A 19,723-nucleotide genomic window follows, 5' to 3' on the forward strand; every position below is an offset into this window, starting at 1 on the left:
GATACCGATGAAAGCCCTGATCTTCGACCAACCGAAAAAGCCCGTTGTCACCCAAGTGCGCATGCCCAAGATCACCGACAACGAGGTGATGATCCGCTCCATCTGCGTCGGCATCTGTCATTCGGACTACGAATTGCTGGCCGGACAATACATCATCCCGATCAGCTACCCTGTCACACCCGGCCATGAATGGGTGGGTGAGGTTGTGGAAGTCGGCAAGAATGTCAAAGGTCTGCGCCCCGGTGACCGCGTGGTCGGCGAATGCGTCATCAAGACTCCCGAGCGTATTCACCACTTTGGCTTCTCGATGGATGGTGCGGATCGTGAGTTCTTCGCCGCCCGGCCCGAGTGGTTGCACAAGCTGCCGGATGCCGTTGACAATGCCAAGGGCGCGCTGATCGAACCCTTTACCTGCGGCTACTACGCCGTGATGCGGCATGGCGGGGTCAATGCGGCGGACACCGTGGTGATTTCGGGTGGCGGCACGATCGGGCTGGTTTCGGCAGCGGCTGCGATTGGCATGGGGGCGCGGGTGATCGTCGTCGATCCGGTGCCGCTGCGCCGCGATATCGCCCGGCGACTGGGCGCGGATGCGACGGTGGACCCCTCGGCGGGGAATGCCATTGAAGCGGTGCAGGAACTTACCAAGGGTGGCGCCGATCTGGTGGTGGAATGCGCGGGCCATGCAACTTCGCTGGCCAATGTGTTCGACTACGCGCGGGCCGAGGGCAAGGTTTCCATGGTCGGCATCAACATCGGCCAGAAATTCCCGGTGGAACTTGGCAAGATCCAGATCAAGGATCTGACGGTGCGCGGGTGCATCGGCTCGCCCAATGTCTGGCCTGCCGCGATCCGTTTCCTGGAAAAGACCGGCATCGACCTGAGCCCGATCCAGACCCATCACTTCAAGCTCGACGATGCGCTTGAGGCGCTGGAGCTGGGCAAAAACCCGCAGGCGGCTGTCAAAGTCACCCTGCAGATCGCCTGAGGACACCATGACCCAAACCCCACGCAAACAGCCCAGACAGGTCTCGCGCTTTGCCTTGGCCAAGGGGTTTGTCACGGTGGTGATCTCCACCGGTGTGCTGATCGGCCTGTGCTACGCCTTCGCGCCGTCCAGCGTGGCGGCGGGGGCGCTGGCGGGAAGCCTGCCCTTCGCAGCCATCCTGATGATTGTTGGGCTGGGGCAGATGCTGGTCGTGCAGCAGGGCGGGTTTGATTTGTCGGTTGCCGGAGGGGTCTCTCTCTCGGTGGTGCTGGCAACGCATTACCCGGCGGGCGACAACGCACTGCTGCTGCCAGCGGTGCTGATCGCCTATGCCTGTGCCGTGGCGGCGGGCGTGGTCAACGGGCTGCTGGTCGGCTTCGTTCGGCTCAATGCCATCGTGGCAACCATCGGGATGAATGCGCTGATCTATGGGGGGGTATTTGCCGTGTCTGGCGGCGTGCCCCGGATCACGACCGAACTTCTGGCGCAGATCGCGGGCGGTGACAGCTTTGGCGTCGGCCATTCGGTCTGGTTCGCCTTGGGGATCCTGATCGTGACGGTCTTTGCGATGAAGAAGACCGTTTGGGGCCGCAAGTTCGAGGCGATTGGGGCCAACCCCTTGGCGGCGGCGGCGATCGGGCTGAATGTGCGGCTGTACCAGATGATGGCTTATGTCCTGGCACAACTGTTCTACTGCTCGGCGGGACTTCTGATTGCCGGGATCACCACACAGCCGACGGCGTTTCAGGGCGATAGCCTTCTGTTGCCCTCGGTCGCGGTGGTTGTGCTTGGCGGCACCTCGCTGCTGGGGGGCCGGGGGTTTCCCATCTCAACCGCCATCGCAGCCCTGTTTCTCAATCAACTGAGCCAGTTCGCCTTCGCCGTTGGCGTGCCCTACTCGGCTCAGACCATCATTCAAGCGCTCGCGCTTGGGTTGGGCATCGGCATCTATTCGATCCGCCTGCCCAGTTTTCTTAACAAGATCAACAAACTATCCAATCGGGAGGAAGAAGATGAAGCTATCGTATCTTAAGGGGTCACTGGCCCTTGCCGCATCGGTGCTGAGCCTTGCAGGCGTGGCCATGGCCGACACCCCGTCGTGGTGCGGCCCCAACAAGGCCTCGCTGGCGCTGCTGGACGGGTTTGGCGGCAACAGCTGGCGTCTGGTGACGACGGCATCGGGTGCTGCGGAAGCAGCCCTTTGCCCCTCGATCACCGACTATGAATATGCCGACGGTCAGGGCAACACCCAGAAGGCCATCTCGGACATCAAGAGCTTTGCCGCAAAGGGCATCAACGCACTTGTGGTGTTCGGGGATGCAGGTCCGGCAGTTCTGCCGGCCTTGAAGGCGGCGACGGCAGCTGGGGCCATCGTGGTGCCTTACCGTGTCGACGTTGGCGGCGAGGCGGGCAAGGACTACACCAAGTTCATCGGGTCCTCGTTCAAGGACGACGGTGTTTCGTGGGGCAACTGGATCAAGGGCATTCTGCCCAAGGGCGGCAACGTGCTGTTCCTGTCGGGTCCGGCAGGCAACAGCCAGGGTCTGGACGAGTTGGCCGGCATGAAGACCGTGCTGGGTGATAGCTACAAGTTCATCAACCCCGCACCCTTCGACGTCACCAACTGGGACCCGTCTCTGACCCAGCAAGTCCTGTCGGCCGAGATTGCCAAGAACGACAAGATCGACGTGATCGTGTCTGACTTCGGGCCGTCGCTGGTTGGCGCGCTGCCGGTGTTCAAGAAGTTCAACCGGTCCATCCCGGCTTTGGCCACCTCTGACGGCAACTCGCTGGGCTGCTTCTGGGCCGACAACGTGAAGGACAACCCGGACTTCAAGCTGTTCACCGTGGCAACTGGCAACGACAACGTGCGTCTGGCCGTGCAATGGGCCGTGGCTGAGGCGACCGGTGGCAAACTGCCGACGGCGGAAATCTTCAAGGCTCCGGTCTTCGAAGACTCCGTTTCGGGCAAGCCGAGCGCTGTGCAGTGCCGCAAGGACCTGCCCGGCTCGATCTACCTGTCCGCCACCATGTCGGGTGACGATCAGGCGAAAGCTGTGAACAAGTAAGCCGTTGCGGCCCCGGGTCTTGCACCCGGGGCCGCGATTTTTATGACCACAAGAGGTGGTTCTGACATGCGGGATATGACTGTGGCACTGGATGACGGATATACAATCGGGACGGGTGCTGCGATCCTGAAGCTGTCGGGCATCTCGAAGTTCTATGCGCGCATCGCGGCCTTGACCGATGTCAGCGTGACCTTCAACGCCGGAGAGGTTCACGCCATTCTGGGCGAGAATGGCGCGGGCAAATCGACGCTGATGAACATCATTGTCGGTGCCGTGCGTCCGCAGATCGGAACGATTGAATTTGAGGGCCGCGCGGTGGCCACCATGTCGCCAGAAGCGGCGGCGCAATTGGGAATTGCGATTTCCTACCAGCATCCGGCCATTCTGGACGACCTGTCCGTTTTGGAAAACCTGCGTGTTTCGTTACCTGCCGCCCTGTTCGCGGGCAAGCCGCCGCGTGACGTGGCGCAAGCCATGCTGGATCAGGTGGGTCTGACCGTGCCGCTACAGGCGCGCAGCGATCTGTTGACGGTGGCACAAAAGCAGTTGTTGGAAATCGCCAAGGCGTTGGCGATGAAGCCGAAAGTGCTGATCCTGGACGAGCCGACGGCTTCGCTTGACCAAGATGCCACCGACCTGCTGTTCGCCCGCATCCGCGAGGTGGTCAAGGCCGGAACCGCTGTTATTTATATCACCCACCGTCTGGCCGAACTGCGCCAGATTGCCCACCGCGTGACCGTGCTGCGGGACGGACGGATGCAGGGGACAGCCCTTGTGCGCGACGTCAGTGATCAGGACCTGTTGGGCATGATCGTCGGCCGCAGTCTGGAATCTGCCTTTCCGCCGAAGGCGCATGACACCGGCGAGGTCAATTTCGCTGTCACGGGTCTGACGGGGAAACAGTTCAGCGGTGTCAGCTTCTCTGTGGCGCGGGGTGAAATCCTGGGTGTGGCCGGTGTGGCCGGCAATGGCCAAGCCGAATTGATGCGGGCGCTGGCCGGTTTGCTGCCATCCAAAGGACAGGTGCTGTTGGGCGGCAAGCCTTTGACGCACCATGATCTGCTGCACCAGGCCGCCTTCATGCCCTCGGACCGTCATGCCGAGGGTCTGGCCGGTGGTCTGACAATCCGCGAGAACGCTGCCATCTCGGCCTTGGGCAAGTTCAGCAGCTTTGGCATCGTCAACCGGCGCCAGGAAATGGAGCAGGTCTCTGACACGTTCCGCGCCCTTGCCGTCAAGGCCCCCAGCATGGAGGCGGCGGTCAAGTCGCTGTCGGGCGGCAACCAGCAGAAGGTGGTGATGGCCCGGGCCTTGCTGTCGGATCCGGGCGTGATCATTGCCGATGAACCGACCCAGGGCGTTGATGTGGGCGCCCGGGCCGAGATCTACCGGATCCTGCGAGAGGTTTCGGCAAAGGGGATTCCGGTCATCGTCAACTCGTCGGATGCGGCCGAGCTGGAGGGGCTGTGTGACAAGGTCATCGTCATGTCGCGTGGACAGGTGGTGGAAACCCTGATCGGTGCGGATGTGGACGAGGCGCGCATCGTGGCCGCCGCCGTCAGTGCCCTGACCCATGTCGACCACGAAGACAGCCAGCATCCCAAGGCCAAGGCCAGCGGGTGGCGGCATTTCGTGCAAAGCGACAACGCCCCGGCGGTGCCCTTGACCCTCGTGATGATCTTGCTGGCGTCGTACGGCTTCAGCCAGAATTCGCACTATCTGTCGTCGTTCAACGTGGGCAACATCCTGATGCTGGCCACGGCGCTTGGCTTCATCGCCATGGGGCAGACGGTGGCGCTGCTCTTGGCGGGGATCGACCTGTCTGTGGGGCCCTTGGCGGGGTTTCTGGTGGTTGCAGCCTCGTTCTTCATCACCGATGGCCAGCCGGCGTCCATGATGCTTTTGGGCCTTGCCCTGATGGTGGCCATCGCGGTCCTTGTGGGGCTGGTCAATGGCCTGCTGATCCGCTTCGCCAGCTTTACACCGATCGCGGCGACGCTGGCCATGTACATCGGCCTGCAGGGGTGCAGCTTCATCCTGCGCGACAGCCCCGGCGGCTACATTGACGCCGATGTTGTCGGCTGGATCACCTGGCAATTCGGGCCGATCCCGGTGGCTTTCGTTCTGCTGGTGGTTTTGGCCTTGGTGGCAGAGCATGTCTTGCGCAACCGGCGGCTGGGTTGGAACCTGCGCGCCACCGGCTCGAACGAGGAATCGGCGCGGCGGATCGGTCTGCGCATCGACCGGACCTTCGTTGCGGGCTATGTCGCCAGCGCCCTGCTAACCGTGCTGGGGGCGATCATGTTGATGGCGCAGATCGGCGTCGGCGATCCGGCGCAGGGGGCGAACTACACACTTGCCAGCATCACGGCGGTGGTCTTGGGTGGAACCAGTCTGCGCGGTGGGCGGGGTACCTTTGTGGGCACCGTGCTGGGCGCGCTGCTGTTGACCGAAGTCTTGAACGCGGTGTCGTTCCTTGGCCTGTCGCAGACCTACCAATACGTCTTCCAGGGCGCGCTGATCCTGATGGCCGCGCTGATCTACGCCACCGTGCGCGAGCGTGCGGCGGCCCCACATTGAGGGGCAGGGGGCCTAAACCGCCCCCGTCCGCTCTTTGATGCAGCGATAGGCGGCGGCTTCGGCATCTGCCAGCGCGCGTTTGGGGGCCTTGCCTTCAAAGACCGCCGCAAACACCTCTGCCCCAAGGATGCGCTCGATCTCAACATATTCCGGTACTGGCGGGCGCGACCAGGTGTTGAGTTCGTTGCGCCGTGCCATCCGGTCGATAAAGCTGACGATCGGCGATGAGGCCAGCGCCTCGGGGTCCGCGCAAACCGAAAAGCGCGGAGCCACCGGGAAGCCATTGCGCACATGGGCCTTCATCGCCTCGGGCGAGGCCATCCAGGCGATGGCGTTCAGGATCTCGCGCTTGCGCTCGGGGGCGACATAGGTCGGAATGGTCAGCAGGAAGCCACCCACAGGCGCGGTGACTTGACGCCCCTTCAGAACCGGCGGTGCCAGATAGGCCACCCGGCGCTTGACCTTTGAGCTTAGCTCATGTTCCAGCCGTGCTGCCCGCATGGTCCAAGCATAGCTCATCGCGGCAGACCCGGACATGAAGCATTCCAGGTTGCGGTCCGCGTCAAAGGTATCCACTCCCGGCGGCGAGACCTCGACCAACTGGCGCATGTATTCCAGCGCAGCCAGCCCTTCTTCGCTGTTGATCCGCAGCTTGAGAGCGCGCGGGTCGAAACTGTCCAGCCAGTTTTCCGTCTTGCGCGGAATGTCGATGACCGAGCCTTGCGAGGAGGCCAGAAAGAACATGAAGGCATGGGCAATCGTCATGCCGCGCGCACCGTTCCAGGATATGCCGTATTGCTCTTTGTCTGGCCGATGTAGGGCGCGGGCAGCGGCGATCGTTTCGTCGAAGGTGCGCGGGTAACTCAAGCCGGCCGCTTCGAACAGATCGCGCCGGGCGGTCAGGATTTCCACCGTACAATAGATCGGAATGCCGTAGTGCTGGCCATTCCAGCGGCCGGTGTTCCAGACCGAAGGGTGAAAGTCCAACGGGTTGATCGGGGCCTGCGGCAGCACGTCATCCAGCGAGGCCAGAAACCCCGCATCGGCAAAGCGCCCCAACCACGGCATATTGACCGCCACCACGTCATAGGCGGTGGAGGGATCGGTCAGCGCCACTTCGGCCTGAGCATAGAGTTCGGGCAGGTGGCGCAGGTCGAAACTGCTTTTGCGCCCGATGTCGTTGCGAAAATCCGACCACATGTTGCGCATGCTGGCGAAGTAATTGTCATCGTGCAGCAGGAACCGCAGGTTGCGCAGGGCCGAGGAACTGATGTCGGACCCCTGAACCGGCGAGATGATATGGGCGGCGAAATAAGAGCCGCCAAAATAATATTCGTCCGTCTCGCTGCCCGAGCGCAGGCCGAAGGTCTTTGCCAGCTGTGCTTTGACCTGCGAGGCATAGTCGATGAAATGGCCCAGCAAGTCTTCGCTGGGTGCCAGAAAGGTCGTCTTGTGCTTGGGGCCACGCGGGACGCGGATGATCAGGCCATCCTCGATCAGCTTGGTGATCAGCCGGTTGGCCGTACCCCAGCTTGCCTGGCTCAATTCCACCAAAGTGGACAGATCGACCGAACGCTGCTGGATGTGGCTGTCGACCAACTCCAGCACGATGTTCCAGTAGGGGTCTGATTTCGCCCCGGGAATGCTGGCGTCGAACGGCTGGCGGATCTTGCGCAGAAAGTCGATGACCCGGCTGAGTTCGTGGTCCGAAAGCTTGCCCGTGTTGCGTGTCATGTCCGTCCTTAAGTACCGCAGTCCTACGTCTGATCTGCCAGCCCGCCTGCCACCCGCATCCAGTCAAACAACGAGAAGAAATCCTGTTCGGAATATCCCGCGTTCGAGGCGGCTGTATACTGCTGCAGGATCATGTTCGCCACAAACATCGGCACCTGCTTGTCGCGCCCGGCTTCGGTGATCAGGGTGAAATCCTTGATCATCTGGGTGACCGAGAAGGCCGGGGCAAAGTCCATCTGGGCGATCATTTCCTGCTTGTAGGCGATCAGAGGCGAGGCGACCGCGCTTTCGGTGATCACCTCCATCATCTGTGCCGGGGTCAGCCCGCCGCGCTCTCCCAAGACCAACGCTTCGCCCAGGATCGAGGAGGTGGCGCCGACCAGCGTGTTCAGCACCAGCTTCATGAAGCGGGCCTCTTCGCCCGGTCCAAGATAGAATTTCCGCACCGCCAGCAGGTCCAGAAGCGGCGAGGCCACATCCCACGCGGCCTTGTCGCCGGATGCCAGCGCGGTCAGCTTGCCCGCGCGCGCCAGCGCCGTGCTGCCAGAGATGGGGCAGCGCAGATAGGCCACGCCGCGCCGCGCCATGATGCGCGCCACGCGTTCCGAGATCTGCGGCGAGACGGTGCTCATCTCAACCAGAACCGTGCCAGCCGCGATCTGGCCGACAAAGCCGCTGTGATCAGTGGTGTCGTCGACCAGTTCGGCCAGAACCGCGTCATTCGGGATCGTCACGAAGATCACCCCGCAGCGCTGCGCCAGATCCCCGGCCGACGCCGACACTTGCGCCCCGCGCGCCACCAGACTGGCGCGGTTCTCGGCCACCGGATCGCAGATGGTCAGCTTGTGACCGGCTTCGATCAGGCGCGTGGCCATCGGATTGCCCATCTTGCCCACACCGATCCAGCCGATTTCATTGGGAATTGTCTGAGGTGTGGTCACGATGGAGTCTCCGGTACGAACTGCGGCAGGGTTACGTTAGCCCGATCATCGCCCTCCCTTTGTGAGAGAATCATCCGGAATGGATAAAAAGGACCACCTTGCCGCGGATCGGCTTTGCTAATCAGGGGGCAATCTGGCAATCCTGCATGCCATTCAGCAGGCACCACCCCCAAAACCGTCGAGGATGACATGAGAGCTGTCCGTTTCCACGCCGCCCGCGATATCCGAGTCGAGGATGTTGCGCCGCCTTCCGAAACGCTGCTGCCCGATGACGTGCTGATCGAGCCCTTCGTCAGTGGCATCTGCGGCACGGACCTGCACGAATATATCGCCGGGCCCATCGTCACGCCCCAAACCCCGCATGTCTACACAGGGGCCACCAACCCGCAGATTCTGGGCCACGAGTTTTCGGCCCGGGTCAAGAAAGTTGGTTCGGCCGTCAGCCATGTGAAGCCGGGTGACCGCATCTCGGTCCAGCCACTGCTGTTTCCGCGGGATGACTATTTCGGCAAGCGCGGGCTTTACCACCTGTCGCCCAAGATGGGCTGCGTGGGCCTGTCGTGGAAATGGGGCGGCATGGCGGAGCAGGCTGTCGTCAAGGACTATAACGCGCAACCGATCCCGGACAGTTTGACCGATGAGCAGGGAGCGATGATCGAACCCGCAGCCGTGGCGATGTATGGCGTGGACCGTGGTGGGGTGACGGCTGGCTCTACCGTGCTGGTCTCGGGTGCTGGCCCGATTGGTGCGCTGACCATCCTTGCGGCCAAGGCCGCCGGGGCTTCAGTGATCATCGTCTCCGAACCCAACCCCAACCGCCGTCGGATCATTTCCCAGATCGCCCCCTATGCCGTCGTGGTCGACCCCAAAACCCAGAACCTGCTGGAGGTCGTGCGCGACCTGACCGAAGAGGGGGTCGGGGTTGACGTGGCGCTGGAATGTGTCGGGCTGGAAGCCTCGCTCAACGCCTGCGTCGATGCGGTGCGGCGGGCCGGCAAGGTGGTGCAGGTTGGTCTGCACATCAAGCGGGCCTCGATCGACGCCATGCAATGGGCGCTCAAAGACATCACAGTCGAAGCAACCTGGTGCTATCCGGTTCAGGTCTGGCCGCGCATCGCCCGCCTGATCGCCTCGGGCAATTTCCCCGTGGAAAAGGTGATCACCGCCCGAATCGACGCCGCCGATGTGGTGTCCAGGGGCTTCGAGGCACTGCTGGATCCCTCGGGCCAACACCTGAAGATCCTCGTCCGCACCTGATCCGGACCGACGCTGCCGTCTTCATTCAGGCACAAATATCCCACGGGGGTGCGGGGGTGTGAAACCCCCGCGTCGCCGCTGGCAGGACCACCTGACCATTCCTCACCGGGGCCGCCATGACCGCATCACTTTTTCTGCCCGAATTTGCGTATTCCTCTGCCTCGCAGCGCGTCGTTTTTGCGTCCGGGGCGCAAGGAAAAGTGGCTGCCGAGGTTGCAGCCCTTGGTCGCAACCGGGTGCTTGTGCTGACGACACCGGAACAGGCGGCCGTTGGCGAGGCGCTGGTGGCAGCACTTGGGCCTTTGGCGGCGGGTCACTTCGCCGGGGCAACAATGCACACCCCGGTCGAGGTCACTGAACGCGCCTTGGCCCTTTTGCACGACCGTGGCGCCGACTGCCTTGTGGCGATTGGCGGTGGCTCGACCACCGGCTTGTCCAAGGCGCTGGCCCTGCGGACGGGCTTGCCGCAGATCGTGATCCCCACCTCGTTCGCGGGTTCGGAGGCGACGCCGATTCTTGGCCAGACCGAGGGCGGTCGCAAAACCACGCTGACCGACCCGCGCGTGCGGCCGACGGTGATCCTTTATGATGTGGCGTTGGTCCGCTCGTTGCCGCCGCAGATGGTTGTGTGCAGCGGCATGAACGCGATTGCCCACGCGGTGGAGGGGCTTTATGCCCGTGACCGCAACCCGATCTCGTCGCTCATGGCGCTCGAGGGCATCCGCGCCCTGGCCCATGCCCTGCCCAACCTCACCTCTGGCCAGCCGCAAGACCATGATTGGGGCGAGGCGCTTTATGGCGCCTGGCTCTGTGGCACCGTGTTGGGCCAAGTCGGGATGGCCTTGCACCACAAGCTGTGCCACGCGCTTGGTGGGGGGTTCAACCTGCCCCATGCCGAAACCCACGCCGTCATCCTGCCGCATGCCGTGGCCTATACCGAGGCCGCGGTGCCCGATCTTCTGCGCCCGGTGGCCGAGATTTTCGGCACCGCCACCGCGCATCAGGGCCTGGCCGCCTTTGCCGCCCGCATCGGCGCGCCGACCCGGCTGTCGGCCCTTGGCCTGACCGAAGCGGACCTGCCGCGCGCGCTCGATCTTGCCACGGCCAACCCCTACTGGAATCCCTGCCCGATCGAACGCGAGGCACTCGCCGCCCTGCTGGCGCGCGCCCTGATCGGCGCCCCTGCCCAACCCTAGGAGCTTTATGCCATGTCGACCCACGGCACTTTCAGCGAAGCGACCTCGACCGAAACCGTCACGGCGCGTCACGCGGCTTGCACAAACCCAAGACTGGTCGAGGTGATGTCCGCCCTTGTCCGTCACCTGCACGACTTCGCCAAGGACGTGCACCTGACCCAAGGCGAGTGGGATCTGGCCATCGACTTTCTGACCAAGACCGGCCAGATCTGCTCGGCCGAGCGGCAGGAGTTCATCCTGTTGTCGGATGTCTTGGGCTTTTCCATGCTGGTTGATGCGATCAACAACCGTCGCCCGGCCGGGGCGACCGAGAACACGGTCTTTGGTCCCTTCCACGTCGACAACGCGCCTCGGCGGCAGATGGGCGACACGATCTGTCTGGACGGCAAGGGCGAAAGCTGTCTGTTCGAGGGGCAGGTTCTGGACCTGTCGGGGGCTCCGATTGCCGGGGCAACGGTCGATGTCTGGTCTGACAATGCCGACGGCTATTATGACGTCCAGCAGCCTAGCATCCAGCCCAAGGGCAACAATCGCGGCGTCTTTGTGACCGGGGCGGACGGGCGCTATGCCTTCAGGGGCATCAAGCCGGTCAGCTATCCGATCCCGGATGACGGCCCGGTGGGCCAGATGCTGGGACACCTTGGCCGCCATCCCTATCGCCCGGCCCATATGCACTATCTGATCACCGCCCCCGGCTTTCAGCGCCTTGTCACCCACACCTTCGTGGGAGGTGACACGTATCTGACCTCGGATGCGGTGTTTGGCGTGAAAGCCTCACTGATCGCACCATACGAACGGCTGGAGGGGCAGGACACGCTCTGGCGGTCGCCTTTTACCTTCGTTCTGGCTCCGGCGTGAGGGGGCGGCGGTGCCCAACGTCAAGATCTATGTCGACGAGGTGCTTTTGCCGGGGTGCCGTGCGGACCTGATGGCGGCGCTGCCCGTCTTGCGTGCCTTTCTATGCGAGGCCCTCACGGTTGAGGTGGCGGCGTGCCAGTTCGCGGTCTTGCCGGTTCTGGCGATGGCCGATCTGCCGCGCGTGAACGTCGAATTGCAGGTCCTTGCCCACCCAGACCGGACCCGGGCCAAGCTGATCGCGGTCGCAGAACGGGTGCAAGCCGCGATCGGTGCCGCCACGCGAACCCACACCGCTGTCCGCATCGCCATGCTGGCGAGCGAAACCTACGTCGCCCTGAAATGAACCCGCCCCTGGAGGCCGCCGTGACCCATAAGACCAAATCCCCCCGCATCGCCTTTCTGGGAACCGGGGCTCAGGGGGCCTCCATCGCCACCGATTTCGCCCTTGCGGGGCTGGATGTGACCTTCATCGACCAATGGCCCGCCCATGTCGAGGCGATCCGTGCCAATGGGATCACGGTCAACATGCCGACCCGGCAAATCCACGCCAACGTCCGCGCCCTGCATCTGTGCGAGGTGGCCGAGATCAAGCAGCCCTTCGACCTCGTGTTTCTGGTGGTCAAAGCCTATGACACCCGCTGGGCCTGCGAGCTGATCAAGCCGGTTCTGGCAGAAGATGGCTTCATCATCGGCCTGCAGAATGGCATGACGCATGAGGATATTGCCGCCATTGTTGGCCGCCACCGCACGCTCGGTGCGGTGATCGAGATTGCCTCGAACATGTGGACCCCCGGCGTCACAAACCGCCAGAACGACCACGACGAAAGCTGGTTCGCCTTGGGGGCCCTCGACCCTGCTCAGCAACACCGTGTCGAGGCCGTGGCCGACCTTTTGCGCCACTCCGGTACGGTCGAGGTCACAGACAAGATCCACTCCGCCAAATGGATGAAGTTGGTGGTCAATGCCGCCGAACTGATCCCTTCGGCCATCATCAACACCGCGCTGAACGATGCCGCCCGCGCGCCGGGCATGTTGGATGTGATGCGCGCCGCCGGATATGAGGCGATGCAGGCCGCCTTGGCCGACGGTGCAACCATCATGCCAATCATCGGCATGCCCCCGGTGATGAGCAACCATCCCGAACGTTATGTCGACCAGATCTTCGAGAAGGTCCTGCAGACCTTCTCGCGCGAAGACACGCTGACCTGTTCCCTGCAAGACTGGCGCAAGGGCCGCCGGGCCGAGATTGCCGATGTGAACGGGGTCGTCGTGGATGTTCTGGCGCGACAGGGCCGCGACGCGCCGATGAACCGCCGCGTTGTCGAGATTGCGCTGGAGATCGAGGCGGGGCGGCTGGCGGCGCAGCCTGACAATGCAGCCCTGATGATCGCGACGTTCAAGGCTGCCGTGTGAACTTGACCAAGGGAGGAAGACCATGACCGAACAACTGACCGTGATCGCCCATCTGCGCGCCCTGAACGGGCAGATCGAGGAGACCCGCGCCTTTCTGACGGGCCTGATTGCCCCGACGCGGGCCGAACCGGGTTGCGTGGAATACTGGCTGCACCAGGACAACGACGACCCGGCCGAGTTCACTTTCTATGAAAACTGGACCGATCGGGCCGAATGGGACAAGCACATGACCCTTCCGCATCTGACGGCCTTCGCCGAGGTGCGCGACAAGGTCTTCGAACTGCAGAAGTTGCGGCTGATGACGATGGCCAGCGCAAGATGAGCGGCCTGCCTTGTCTTGCAGGCACCGACCATATCGGCTTCACCGTGCCCGATATGGAAGCCGCCACCCGCTTCTTCGTCGATGTCATCGGCTGCACCCTCGCGTTCGAGATTGGGCCGTTCCAATCTGACACAGACTGGATGCAGGTGCAGCTTGGCGTGCCACCGCGGGCCATCCTGCGCAAACTGCGCATGTTCCGCTGCATGAACGGCCCGAATTTCGAACTGTTCGAATACGAGGTGGACGGTGCCGTTCTTGTTCCGCCCGGCAACGCCGACGTGGGTGGCCATCACCTTGGCTTTTACGTCCACGACATGGCCGCTGCCGTGGCTTACCTCAAATCGCACGGTCTGACGGTGCAGGGGGAACCCGTGACGATGGAAACCGGCCCGTCGAGGGGCCTGACCTGGGTCTATTTCCTGTCTCCTTGGGGGATGCAGCTGGAACTGGTCAGCTATCCTTCGGGCATGGCCGTGGCGCAGGAAAACCCCGGCGCTCTCTGGTCACCGCTTCAGGATTGACGGCAAGGTCAGCCCCTATTCGCCGATCTCACGGTCGGCCTTGCGCTTCTGCGCCAAGAGGGACATCAGGCGACGGTCGCGCCAGATCTGCCGCTCTGCCAAGCGGCTCGCCGGCAGAAGTTTGCGCCGATCCCGTTCGATCTCGTCGATCACCGGGCCGTTCCAGTCGATCCGGCGCTGCGTGCCGGGCCAGATGTCGCGGTAGATCCCTTCGTAGCGCTCGACGTAGTCGCGCACTCCAGCCGGGGCGTTGAGGTCGATCGTCTCGAACGGCCCCATGAAAGACCAGCGCAGTGCCAGACCATCACGCAGGCCGGTGTCGATATCCTCGACCGAGGCATAGCCGTCGGCCACCAGCCGGAACGCCTCTTCCAGAACGGCGCCCTGCAAACGATTCATCACGAAGCCGTCGATCTCGCGCTTCATGGCGATGGGGCGTTGGCCGATTGACTGCAACAGGGCCACGGTCCGCGCGACGGTCTCGGGCGAGGTCCAGGGCGCTGGGACCACTTCCGCGGCGGGGATCAGATAGGGCGGGTTGATCGGGTGCACGACGAGGCAACGCGCGCGCCCGGGCAGGTCGGCCGTGAAGGTCGAGGGCAGCAGGGCCGAGGTGGAGCTGGCAATCACCGCCCCAGGGGGCGCCGCGGCGTCAAGGTCGCGGAATACGGCGATCTTCACGTCAAGCCGTTCAAAGGTGCTTTCCTGAACATGCACCGCGCCGTCCAGTGCATCGGCGAGGGTCGTCGTTGTGTGGATCAAATCCAGCATCTGCGCGGGGCTTTTGCCGTTCAGCAGATCATGGGCCGCAAGGTCAGGCATCATTGCCGCGATGAAATCCTTCGCCCGTCCGGTCGCGGTGGCGTCCTGATCCCACAGCCGCACCCGGTTGCCCGCCCGGGCATGGCTGATTGCCCAAGCCCGGCCGATGAAGCCTGTTCCAACAATCGCAACTTCGGCCATGTTTCTCTCCCAGTTGTTGATGATGCAGCCCATGGGCGCCATGCTAGGGGAGGCTGGTGCCGGGGTCCATCCGCGCCAGGGACGTGCCGTCTGATGCGGCCGTATAACCCGGGCCGAGGATAGTGCCCGCAGCTGGGCCCAAGACCCGTGCCTTGCCCGGCCACATTGCGCTTGGTGAGCCGTCCTTGGCCGAAGCCGAAGTCACTTTGTATCAGGATGTTTCGCCGGGTCTGGATTGGCCCGTCCATCGAGGCGGTCGCGCAGCATGCTGATGGGCAACAGGGCATTGGGGGCCAGCCGCGACAACCCGTGAAGCGGGATCTTGTCCGCCACGCGAAGCGGAATGGCCAAGTCGGACAAGGCTTTGCCGCACCCCCACTCTGCCAATTCCCGGCCCATCGCCGTCGACAGGGCAATCCCGCGTCCGTTGCAGGCAAATCCGGCAATCAGGTTGGGGGCAAGCTCGACCAGCCGGGGCAGGTAATCGGGCATCACAGAGGCCATGCCGGACCAGGCGAATTGCAGCGGCGGCAGGTCGGGCAGGTCAAGAACCCGCGCCATGCGGCGGTGGATCGCCTGCGGGACCCGCGCCTCTGCGCCATAGGACAGGATGTGCATGCCGCCGCTGATCAGGCGGTTTTGCGCATCAAACCGGAAGGTGAACAGGTTGCGGCGGGTGTCCGAGACCGATTGCCCGCCCGGCAGCAGGCGGTTGCGCACCGAAAGGGGTAAGGGCGCGGTTGCGACCTGAAACACCCGCAGGGGAAAGAAGCTGCGCGCCAGGTCGGGCCAGAGGTGGCCGACATAGGCATTGGTCGCCATCACCACCCGGCGCGCTTGCACCGCGCCCTCTGGCGTTGTGGCCCGCCAATCCGCGCCCTGCCGCGTCAGCGCTGTGACCGGGCTGTGTTCGTAAAGCCGCGCTCCTGCCTTGGTGGCAGCCTCTGCCAAGCCGCGCGCAAAGCCCACCGGGTTCAGGACGCCGCCGGATCGGTCGATCCAGCCGCCGCACCAGCCGGGAACACCTGTCAGCCGGGTGACGCCTGCGGCATCCAGCAGCTCGACCGGGCGGTGGAGGGCCGACCATTGCCGCACCCGGGACTGCGCCTTGGCGAAGGCAGCGTCGGAATGCGAGGGTTGAATCCAGCCGACCTGAAGCCCATCGCAGGCGATGGCATGGCGGCGGATCAGGTCAAAGACCAGGTCGCCACTGCCCGCGGCCATCGCAATCAGACGCTCTGCCACCGGACCAAGATTGGCGCGGATGTCATCGGGGTCGACCTTGGCAAAATTGGGCACCACAAAGCCCGCATTGCGCCCCGTGGCGCCCCAGGCGATGCCATGCGCTTCGACCAGCACGACGGATTGGCCGGCCTCGGCCGCATGCAGGGCCGTGGAAAGGCCGGCAAACCCACCGCCGATGACCAGAAGGTCCGTCGCCATGGCGCCCGTGAGGGCGGGATATCCCGGCAAGGGGCGGGCGGTGGTGTGCCACAGGGTCGTGGGAGCGTCGGTCACGTCCGCCTCCGCCTTTCGCCAAAGAAGCCTTGCGGGCGCCAGAGCAGGATCATGCACAGCATCACGCCGATCGCCACGATCTGCAACGAGGACGCCCGCGCCTGCAGATCGCTTGGCACCACGGCAGCGGTCAGGGAGCCGGAACCGACCCAGATCGCCCAGACCACGATTGCCCCCAGCACCGCCCCCCGGTTGGAGCCTGATCCCCCCACCATCAGCATGGCCCAGACCTGAAAGGTCAGCGTTGGCAGATAGTTGTCCGGGGCGATGAAGCCGATGAAATGGGCCTGAACCGCACCCGCCAGCCCCATGACGCCGCCGCCGACCGCGAAGGCCTGGATCCGGTAGGATTGCGCGCTTTTGCCCAAGGCGATGGCGGCCCGCTCATCCTCGCGCAAGGCGCGCAGCACGCGGCCCCAGGGGCTGGCCGACAGGCGTTGCAGCGCAAGGTAGACGGCCAGCGTGACACCCGCCACCACCGCCAGATTGGCGAAGTTGAACAGCACGGGCTGATCCTGCACCCCGGCAAAGGGGCGCGGGATGAAGGCTACGCCGAAGGGGCCCCCGGTCAGGCTTTGGGCGTTCAGGGCCACCAGTTGCACCACGACGGCCACGCCAAACGTGGTGATCGCCAGATAATCCGCCTTCAGTCGCAGGGTTGCATAGCCGGTGAAGGCCGCAGCCCCCGCCGCAATCAACGCCGCCGCGATCCAGCCCAGGACAATCGGCCAGCCAAAGCCGCCGATCCGGTCCGCCGCGTCGGGTGTGGTCAGGATGGCGGAGGCATAGGCGCCGATGGCCACAAAGCCCGCGATCCCCACGTTGAACAGCCCGGTCAGGCCCCATTGCAGGTTCAGTCCCAGCGTGATCAGCGCGAAGATCAGCGCGGTGGACAAGAAGAAAGCGCCATAGCCCAGAAGGTCGATGATCATCGCTCTGCCACTCCGAACAGGCCCATCGGGCGCAACAACAAGACCGCCATCAGGATGACGAAGGCCACCGCAGACCGCCACTCGGCGCCGACAAACTGCACCGCCGCCGCCTCGGACAGGCCGATGATCAGGCCGCCCAGCACAGCGCCGGGAATGGAGCCGATGCCGCCAAGGATCGCCGCCGCAAAGATTGGCAACAGCAGGCTCAGACCCATCAGCGGGCGGATCTGCACCAGAACCCCCACCATGACGCCCGAAGCACAAGCCAAAGAGGCGCCAATCACCCAAGTTGCGCGGACCACCTTCGCCACGTCGATCCCGATGACTTGGGCGAGGGCGGGGTTCTGCGCATAGGCCCGCATCTCGCGCCCCCTTTGGCTGCGCGAGATGAACAGGTGCATGCCCGTGACCATCACCAGTGTCAGCACCAGCAGCGCCACCTGATCGGCGGTGATCTTGATGCCAAGGCCCATAGGCACCGCCATCTGGATTGCCCGCGAGAAATAGGTCGGGCGCGAGGTGAAGACGAACTCCAGAAGGCTGCGCAATGCCATCGAGGCGCCGAAAGAGGCCATGACCACGATGATCGACTGCCCCCGCGCCCGCAGGCGGGCGAACAGGAGCCAGTCCAGGGCCAGGGCGAGCAGGGCGGTCAGACCCATCGCCAAGACCATCGCCAGCAGAAGCGGCCAGCCGAAGGACAGCGGCTTCATCGGTGCACTTCCACCCAGGACGTCCACCACGGCAAGGGCCGCATAGGCGCCCCAGGCCATGAAATCGCCATGCGCGAAGTTGGAAAAGCGCAGGATGGAATAGGTCAGCGTGACGCCGATCGCCCCAAGGCCGATCATCGACCCGGCGATCAGGCCATCCAGCAGGAATTGCAGGCTCATGACGCCTCCTTTCGGTGGCCAAGGTAAAGTTCCGCGATCAGGGGATTGTCCCAAAGGGTCTTGGCCGGACCTTCATGCGCCTCGCGCCCTTCGACCAGCACATAGGCGCGGTCGCCGATGGCCAAGGCGGCGCGGGCGTTCTGTTCTACCAGCACGATGGTCAGACCCTTGGCGCGGATGTCCTGCAATCCGGCAAAGACCTGCGCCACCAGCTTGGGCGACAGACCCGCCGAGGGTTCGTCCAGCATCAGCACGCTTGGTCGCACCAGAAGGGCACGGGCCACGGCCAGCATCTGACGCTGCCCGCCCGACAGGCTGCCCGCCAGCAAGGCGCGTTGGCGGGCGAGGTCGGGAAACATCTGGAACATTTCCTCCATTCGGCCCGCCACCGCGCCCCGGGGCAGGATGCCGCCTGAGACGGCAAGGTTTTCGGCCACCGTCATCAGTGGGAAAATGTTCTCGGTCTGTGGCACGAAGGCGAGGCCCTGACGGATCTTCAGATGCGCCGGCACCCCTGTAATATCACGGCCACCCAGCAGAACCTGCCCGCCGCTGACCGGCACAAGCCCGGCGATGGCCTTGATCAGGCTGGATTTTCCTGCCCCGTTCGGGCCAAGGATCACAACGATCTCACCCTCGTTGGCGTGGATCGAGGCACCCTTCACAATCGCCAGCCCCGGCTCATAGCCCGCGACCAGTGCCTTGACCTCCAGAATGCTCATGCCGCCGCCCCGCCCAGATAAGCCTCGATCACCGCAGGCTCGCGGGACACCTCATCGGGGCGGCCCTCGAACAGCAGCGACCCCTGCGCCATCACCACGATGCGGTTGCACAGGCGCGAAACCATGTCGATGTTGTGCTCGATCAGCACGAAGGTCACGCCACCGGCGTTGATTTCCTTGATCCGGGTGATCAGCACCTCCAGCAGGGCGGGATTCACACCGGCAGCGGGTTCGTCCAAGAGGATCACCTTGGGGTCGGCCATCATGACCCGCGCCAGCTCCAGAAGCTTGCGCTGGCCGCCAGACAGGATCCGGGCCGGTTCGTCCGCCAGACGGCGCAGGGCCACGAGGTCCAGCAAGGTCAAGGCCTTGTCGCGGGCGTGACGCTCTTCCTCGGCCACGCGGCGGGGCGCGGTGAAGTTGGCCCAGAAGCGCTCTCCGGTCTGGTCTTGTCGGGCGAGCATCATGTTTTCCAACAAGGTCAGCGCGGGAAACGGGCGCGGGATCTGGAAGGTCCGCCCCATGCCGCCGGACAGGCGGCGGTGGGCGGACTGGCCGGTGATATCGGTCCCCAGCAAATGGATGCTGCCGGATGTGGGCGTGACTGACCCCGCCAGAAGGTCGAACATCGTCGTCTTGCCCGCGCCGTTCGGGCCGATCAGGCCAAGAATCTCACCCGCACCGACCGTCAGCGACATGTCATGGACGGCCGCGATGCCGCCAAAGCGTTTGGTCAGGTGGCGCGCTTCCAGAACTGTCATGGCACCTCGACATTTGATCTGTGATCACACTTGATTTGATCACAGTAGGAGCGTC

General features: G+C 64.0%; 19 protein-coding genes. 11 read left to right on the forward strand and 8 right to left on the reverse strand.

What is annotated here, in order from left to right; genetic code table 11:
• Positions 1–7 precede the first annotated feature (7 nt).
• The 4 genes from AC1Y2B_RS02470 (at position 8) to AC1Y2B_RS02485 (ending at position 5,637) form a co-directional block, all read left to right on the forward strand.
• Positions 8–988 (forward strand): zinc-dependent alcohol dehydrogenase, encoded by a 981-nt coding sequence (locus tag AC1Y2B_RS02470; RefSeq protein WP_482251467.1) that lies wholly within the window; start codon positions 8–10, stop codon positions 986–988.
• 7 nt (positions 989–995) lie between these two features.
• Positions 996–2,021, forward strand: coding sequence for an ABC transporter permease (locus AC1Y2B_RS02475; RefSeq protein ID WP_482251468.1), 1,026 nt, complete (start codon positions 996–998; stop codon positions 2,019–2,021).
• Positions 2,002–3,057, forward strand: a complete 1,056-nt coding sequence (locus AC1Y2B_RS02480; RefSeq protein ID WP_482251469.1) for a substrate-binding domain-containing protein — start codon at positions 2,002–2,004, stop codon at positions 3,055–3,057. The genes AC1Y2B_RS02475 and AC1Y2B_RS02480 overlap by 20 nt, the downstream gene beginning before the upstream one ends.
• A gap of 66 nt (positions 3,058–3,123) precedes the next feature.
• Positions 3,124–5,637: an ATP-binding cassette domain-containing protein gene (locus tag AC1Y2B_RS02485; RefSeq protein WP_482251470.1), complete on the forward strand. Its 2,514-nt coding sequence runs from the start codon at positions 3,124–3,126 to the stop codon at positions 5,635–5,637.
• A 12-nt stretch (positions 5,638–5,649) separates the two neighbouring features.
• Here the strand turns inward: AC1Y2B_RS02485 and AC1Y2B_RS02490 are convergent, their stop codons facing one another.
• Together AC1Y2B_RS02490 and AC1Y2B_RS02495 are read right to left on the reverse strand one after the other, a co-directional pair.
• A complete protein-coding gene (locus AC1Y2B_RS02490) occupies positions 5,650–7,371 on the reverse strand; it encodes an extracellular solute-binding protein (RefSeq protein ID WP_482251471.1) in 1,722 nt (573 codons plus the stop codon).
• A 23-nt stretch (positions 7,372–7,394) separates the two neighbouring features.
• Positions 7,395–8,312: an NAD(P)-dependent oxidoreductase gene (locus AC1Y2B_RS02495; RefSeq protein WP_482251472.1), complete on the reverse strand. Its 918-nt coding sequence runs from the start codon at positions 8,310–8,312 to the stop codon at positions 7,395–7,397.
• A gap of 189 nt (positions 8,313–8,501) precedes the next feature.
• Between AC1Y2B_RS02495 and AC1Y2B_RS02500 the strand changes: the two genes are divergently transcribed.
• From AC1Y2B_RS02500 to AC1Y2B_RS02530, 7 genes are all read left to right on the forward strand, one after another.
• Positions 8,502–9,569 carry a 2,3-butanediol dehydrogenase gene (locus AC1Y2B_RS02500; protein ID WP_482251473.1) on the forward strand — a complete coding sequence of 356 codons (1,068 nt, stop codon included), beginning with the start codon at positions 8,502–8,504 and terminating at the stop codon, positions 9,567–9,569.
• Positions 9,570–9,685: 116 nt separating this feature from the next.
• Positions 9,686–10,765 (forward strand): maleylacetate reductase, encoded by a 1,080-nt coding sequence (locus tag AC1Y2B_RS02505; RefSeq protein ID WP_482251474.1) that lies wholly within the window; start codon positions 9,686–9,688, stop codon positions 10,763–10,765.
• Between the two features lie 12 nt (positions 10,766–10,777).
• The gene (locus tag AC1Y2B_RS02510) at positions 10,778–11,623 is read left to right on the forward strand and encodes an intradiol ring-cleavage dioxygenase (protein ID WP_482251475.1); all 846 of its coding nucleotides are present in this window, start codon (positions 10,778–10,780) and stop codon (positions 11,621–11,623) included.
• Positions 11,624–11,633: 10 nt separating this feature from the next.
• Positions 11,634–11,966, forward strand: coding sequence for a hypothetical protein (locus AC1Y2B_RS02515; RefSeq protein WP_482251476.1), 333 nt, complete (start codon positions 11,634–11,636; stop codon positions 11,964–11,966).
• 20 nt (positions 11,967–11,986) lie between these two features.
• On the forward strand, positions 11,987–13,036 hold the full coding sequence (locus AC1Y2B_RS02520) for a ketopantoate reductase family protein (protein ID WP_482251477.1): 1,050 nt from the start codon (positions 11,987–11,989) through the stop codon (positions 13,034–13,036).
• 22 nt (positions 13,037–13,058) lie between these two features.
• The gene (locus AC1Y2B_RS02525; protein WP_482251478.1) at positions 13,059–13,358 is read left to right on the forward strand and encodes a putative quinol monooxygenase; all 300 of its coding nucleotides are present in this window, start codon (positions 13,059–13,061) and stop codon (positions 13,356–13,358) included.
• Positions 13,355–13,879 carry a VOC family protein gene (locus tag AC1Y2B_RS02530; RefSeq protein ID WP_482251479.1) on the forward strand — a complete coding sequence of 175 codons (525 nt, stop codon included), beginning with the start codon at positions 13,355–13,357 and terminating at the stop codon, positions 13,877–13,879. The genes AC1Y2B_RS02525 and AC1Y2B_RS02530 overlap by 4 nt, the downstream gene beginning before the upstream one ends.
• Before the next feature lie 15 nt (positions 13,880–13,894).
• Here the strand turns inward: AC1Y2B_RS02530 and AC1Y2B_RS02535 are convergent, their stop codons facing one another.
• The 6 genes from AC1Y2B_RS02535 to AC1Y2B_RS02560 form a co-directional block, all read right to left on the reverse strand.
• Positions 13,895–14,842 carry a 3-hydroxyacyl-CoA dehydrogenase gene (locus AC1Y2B_RS02535; protein ID WP_482251480.1) on the reverse strand — a complete coding sequence of 316 codons (948 nt, stop codon included), beginning with the start codon at positions 14,840–14,842 and terminating at the stop codon, positions 13,895–13,897.
• 201 nt (positions 14,843–15,043) lie between these two features.
• The gene (locus AC1Y2B_RS02540; RefSeq protein WP_482251481.1) at positions 15,044–16,360 is read right to left on the reverse strand and encodes an NAD(P)/FAD-dependent oxidoreductase; all 1,317 of its coding nucleotides are present in this window, start codon (positions 16,358–16,360) and stop codon (positions 15,044–15,046) included.
• Entirely contained in the window at positions 16,357–17,292 is a 936-nt protein-coding gene (locus AC1Y2B_RS02545) for a branched-chain amino acid ABC transporter permease (protein ID WP_482251482.1), read from the reverse strand. The genes AC1Y2B_RS02540 and AC1Y2B_RS02545 overlap by 4 nt, the downstream gene beginning before the upstream one ends.
• Positions 17,289–18,185, reverse strand: coding sequence for a branched-chain amino acid ABC transporter permease (locus tag AC1Y2B_RS02550; RefSeq protein ID WP_482251483.1), 897 nt, complete (start codon positions 18,183–18,185; stop codon positions 17,289–17,291). The genes AC1Y2B_RS02545 and AC1Y2B_RS02550 overlap by 4 nt, the downstream gene beginning before the upstream one ends.
• Positions 18,182–18,907 (reverse strand): ABC transporter ATP-binding protein, encoded by a 726-nt coding sequence (locus AC1Y2B_RS02555; protein WP_482251484.1) that lies wholly within the window; start codon positions 18,905–18,907, stop codon positions 18,182–18,184. Before AC1Y2B_RS02555 ends, AC1Y2B_RS02550 begins: the two co-directional genes overlap by 4 nt.
• Complete coding sequence (locus tag AC1Y2B_RS02560) at positions 18,904–19,668, reverse strand: ABC transporter ATP-binding protein (RefSeq protein ID WP_482251485.1); 765 nt, start codon at positions 19,666–19,668, stop codon at positions 18,904–18,906. Before AC1Y2B_RS02560 ends, AC1Y2B_RS02555 begins: the two co-directional genes overlap by 4 nt.
• Positions 19,669–19,723 lie beyond the last annotated feature (55 nt).

Source organism: Stagnihabitans sp. (assembly GCF_964946895.1).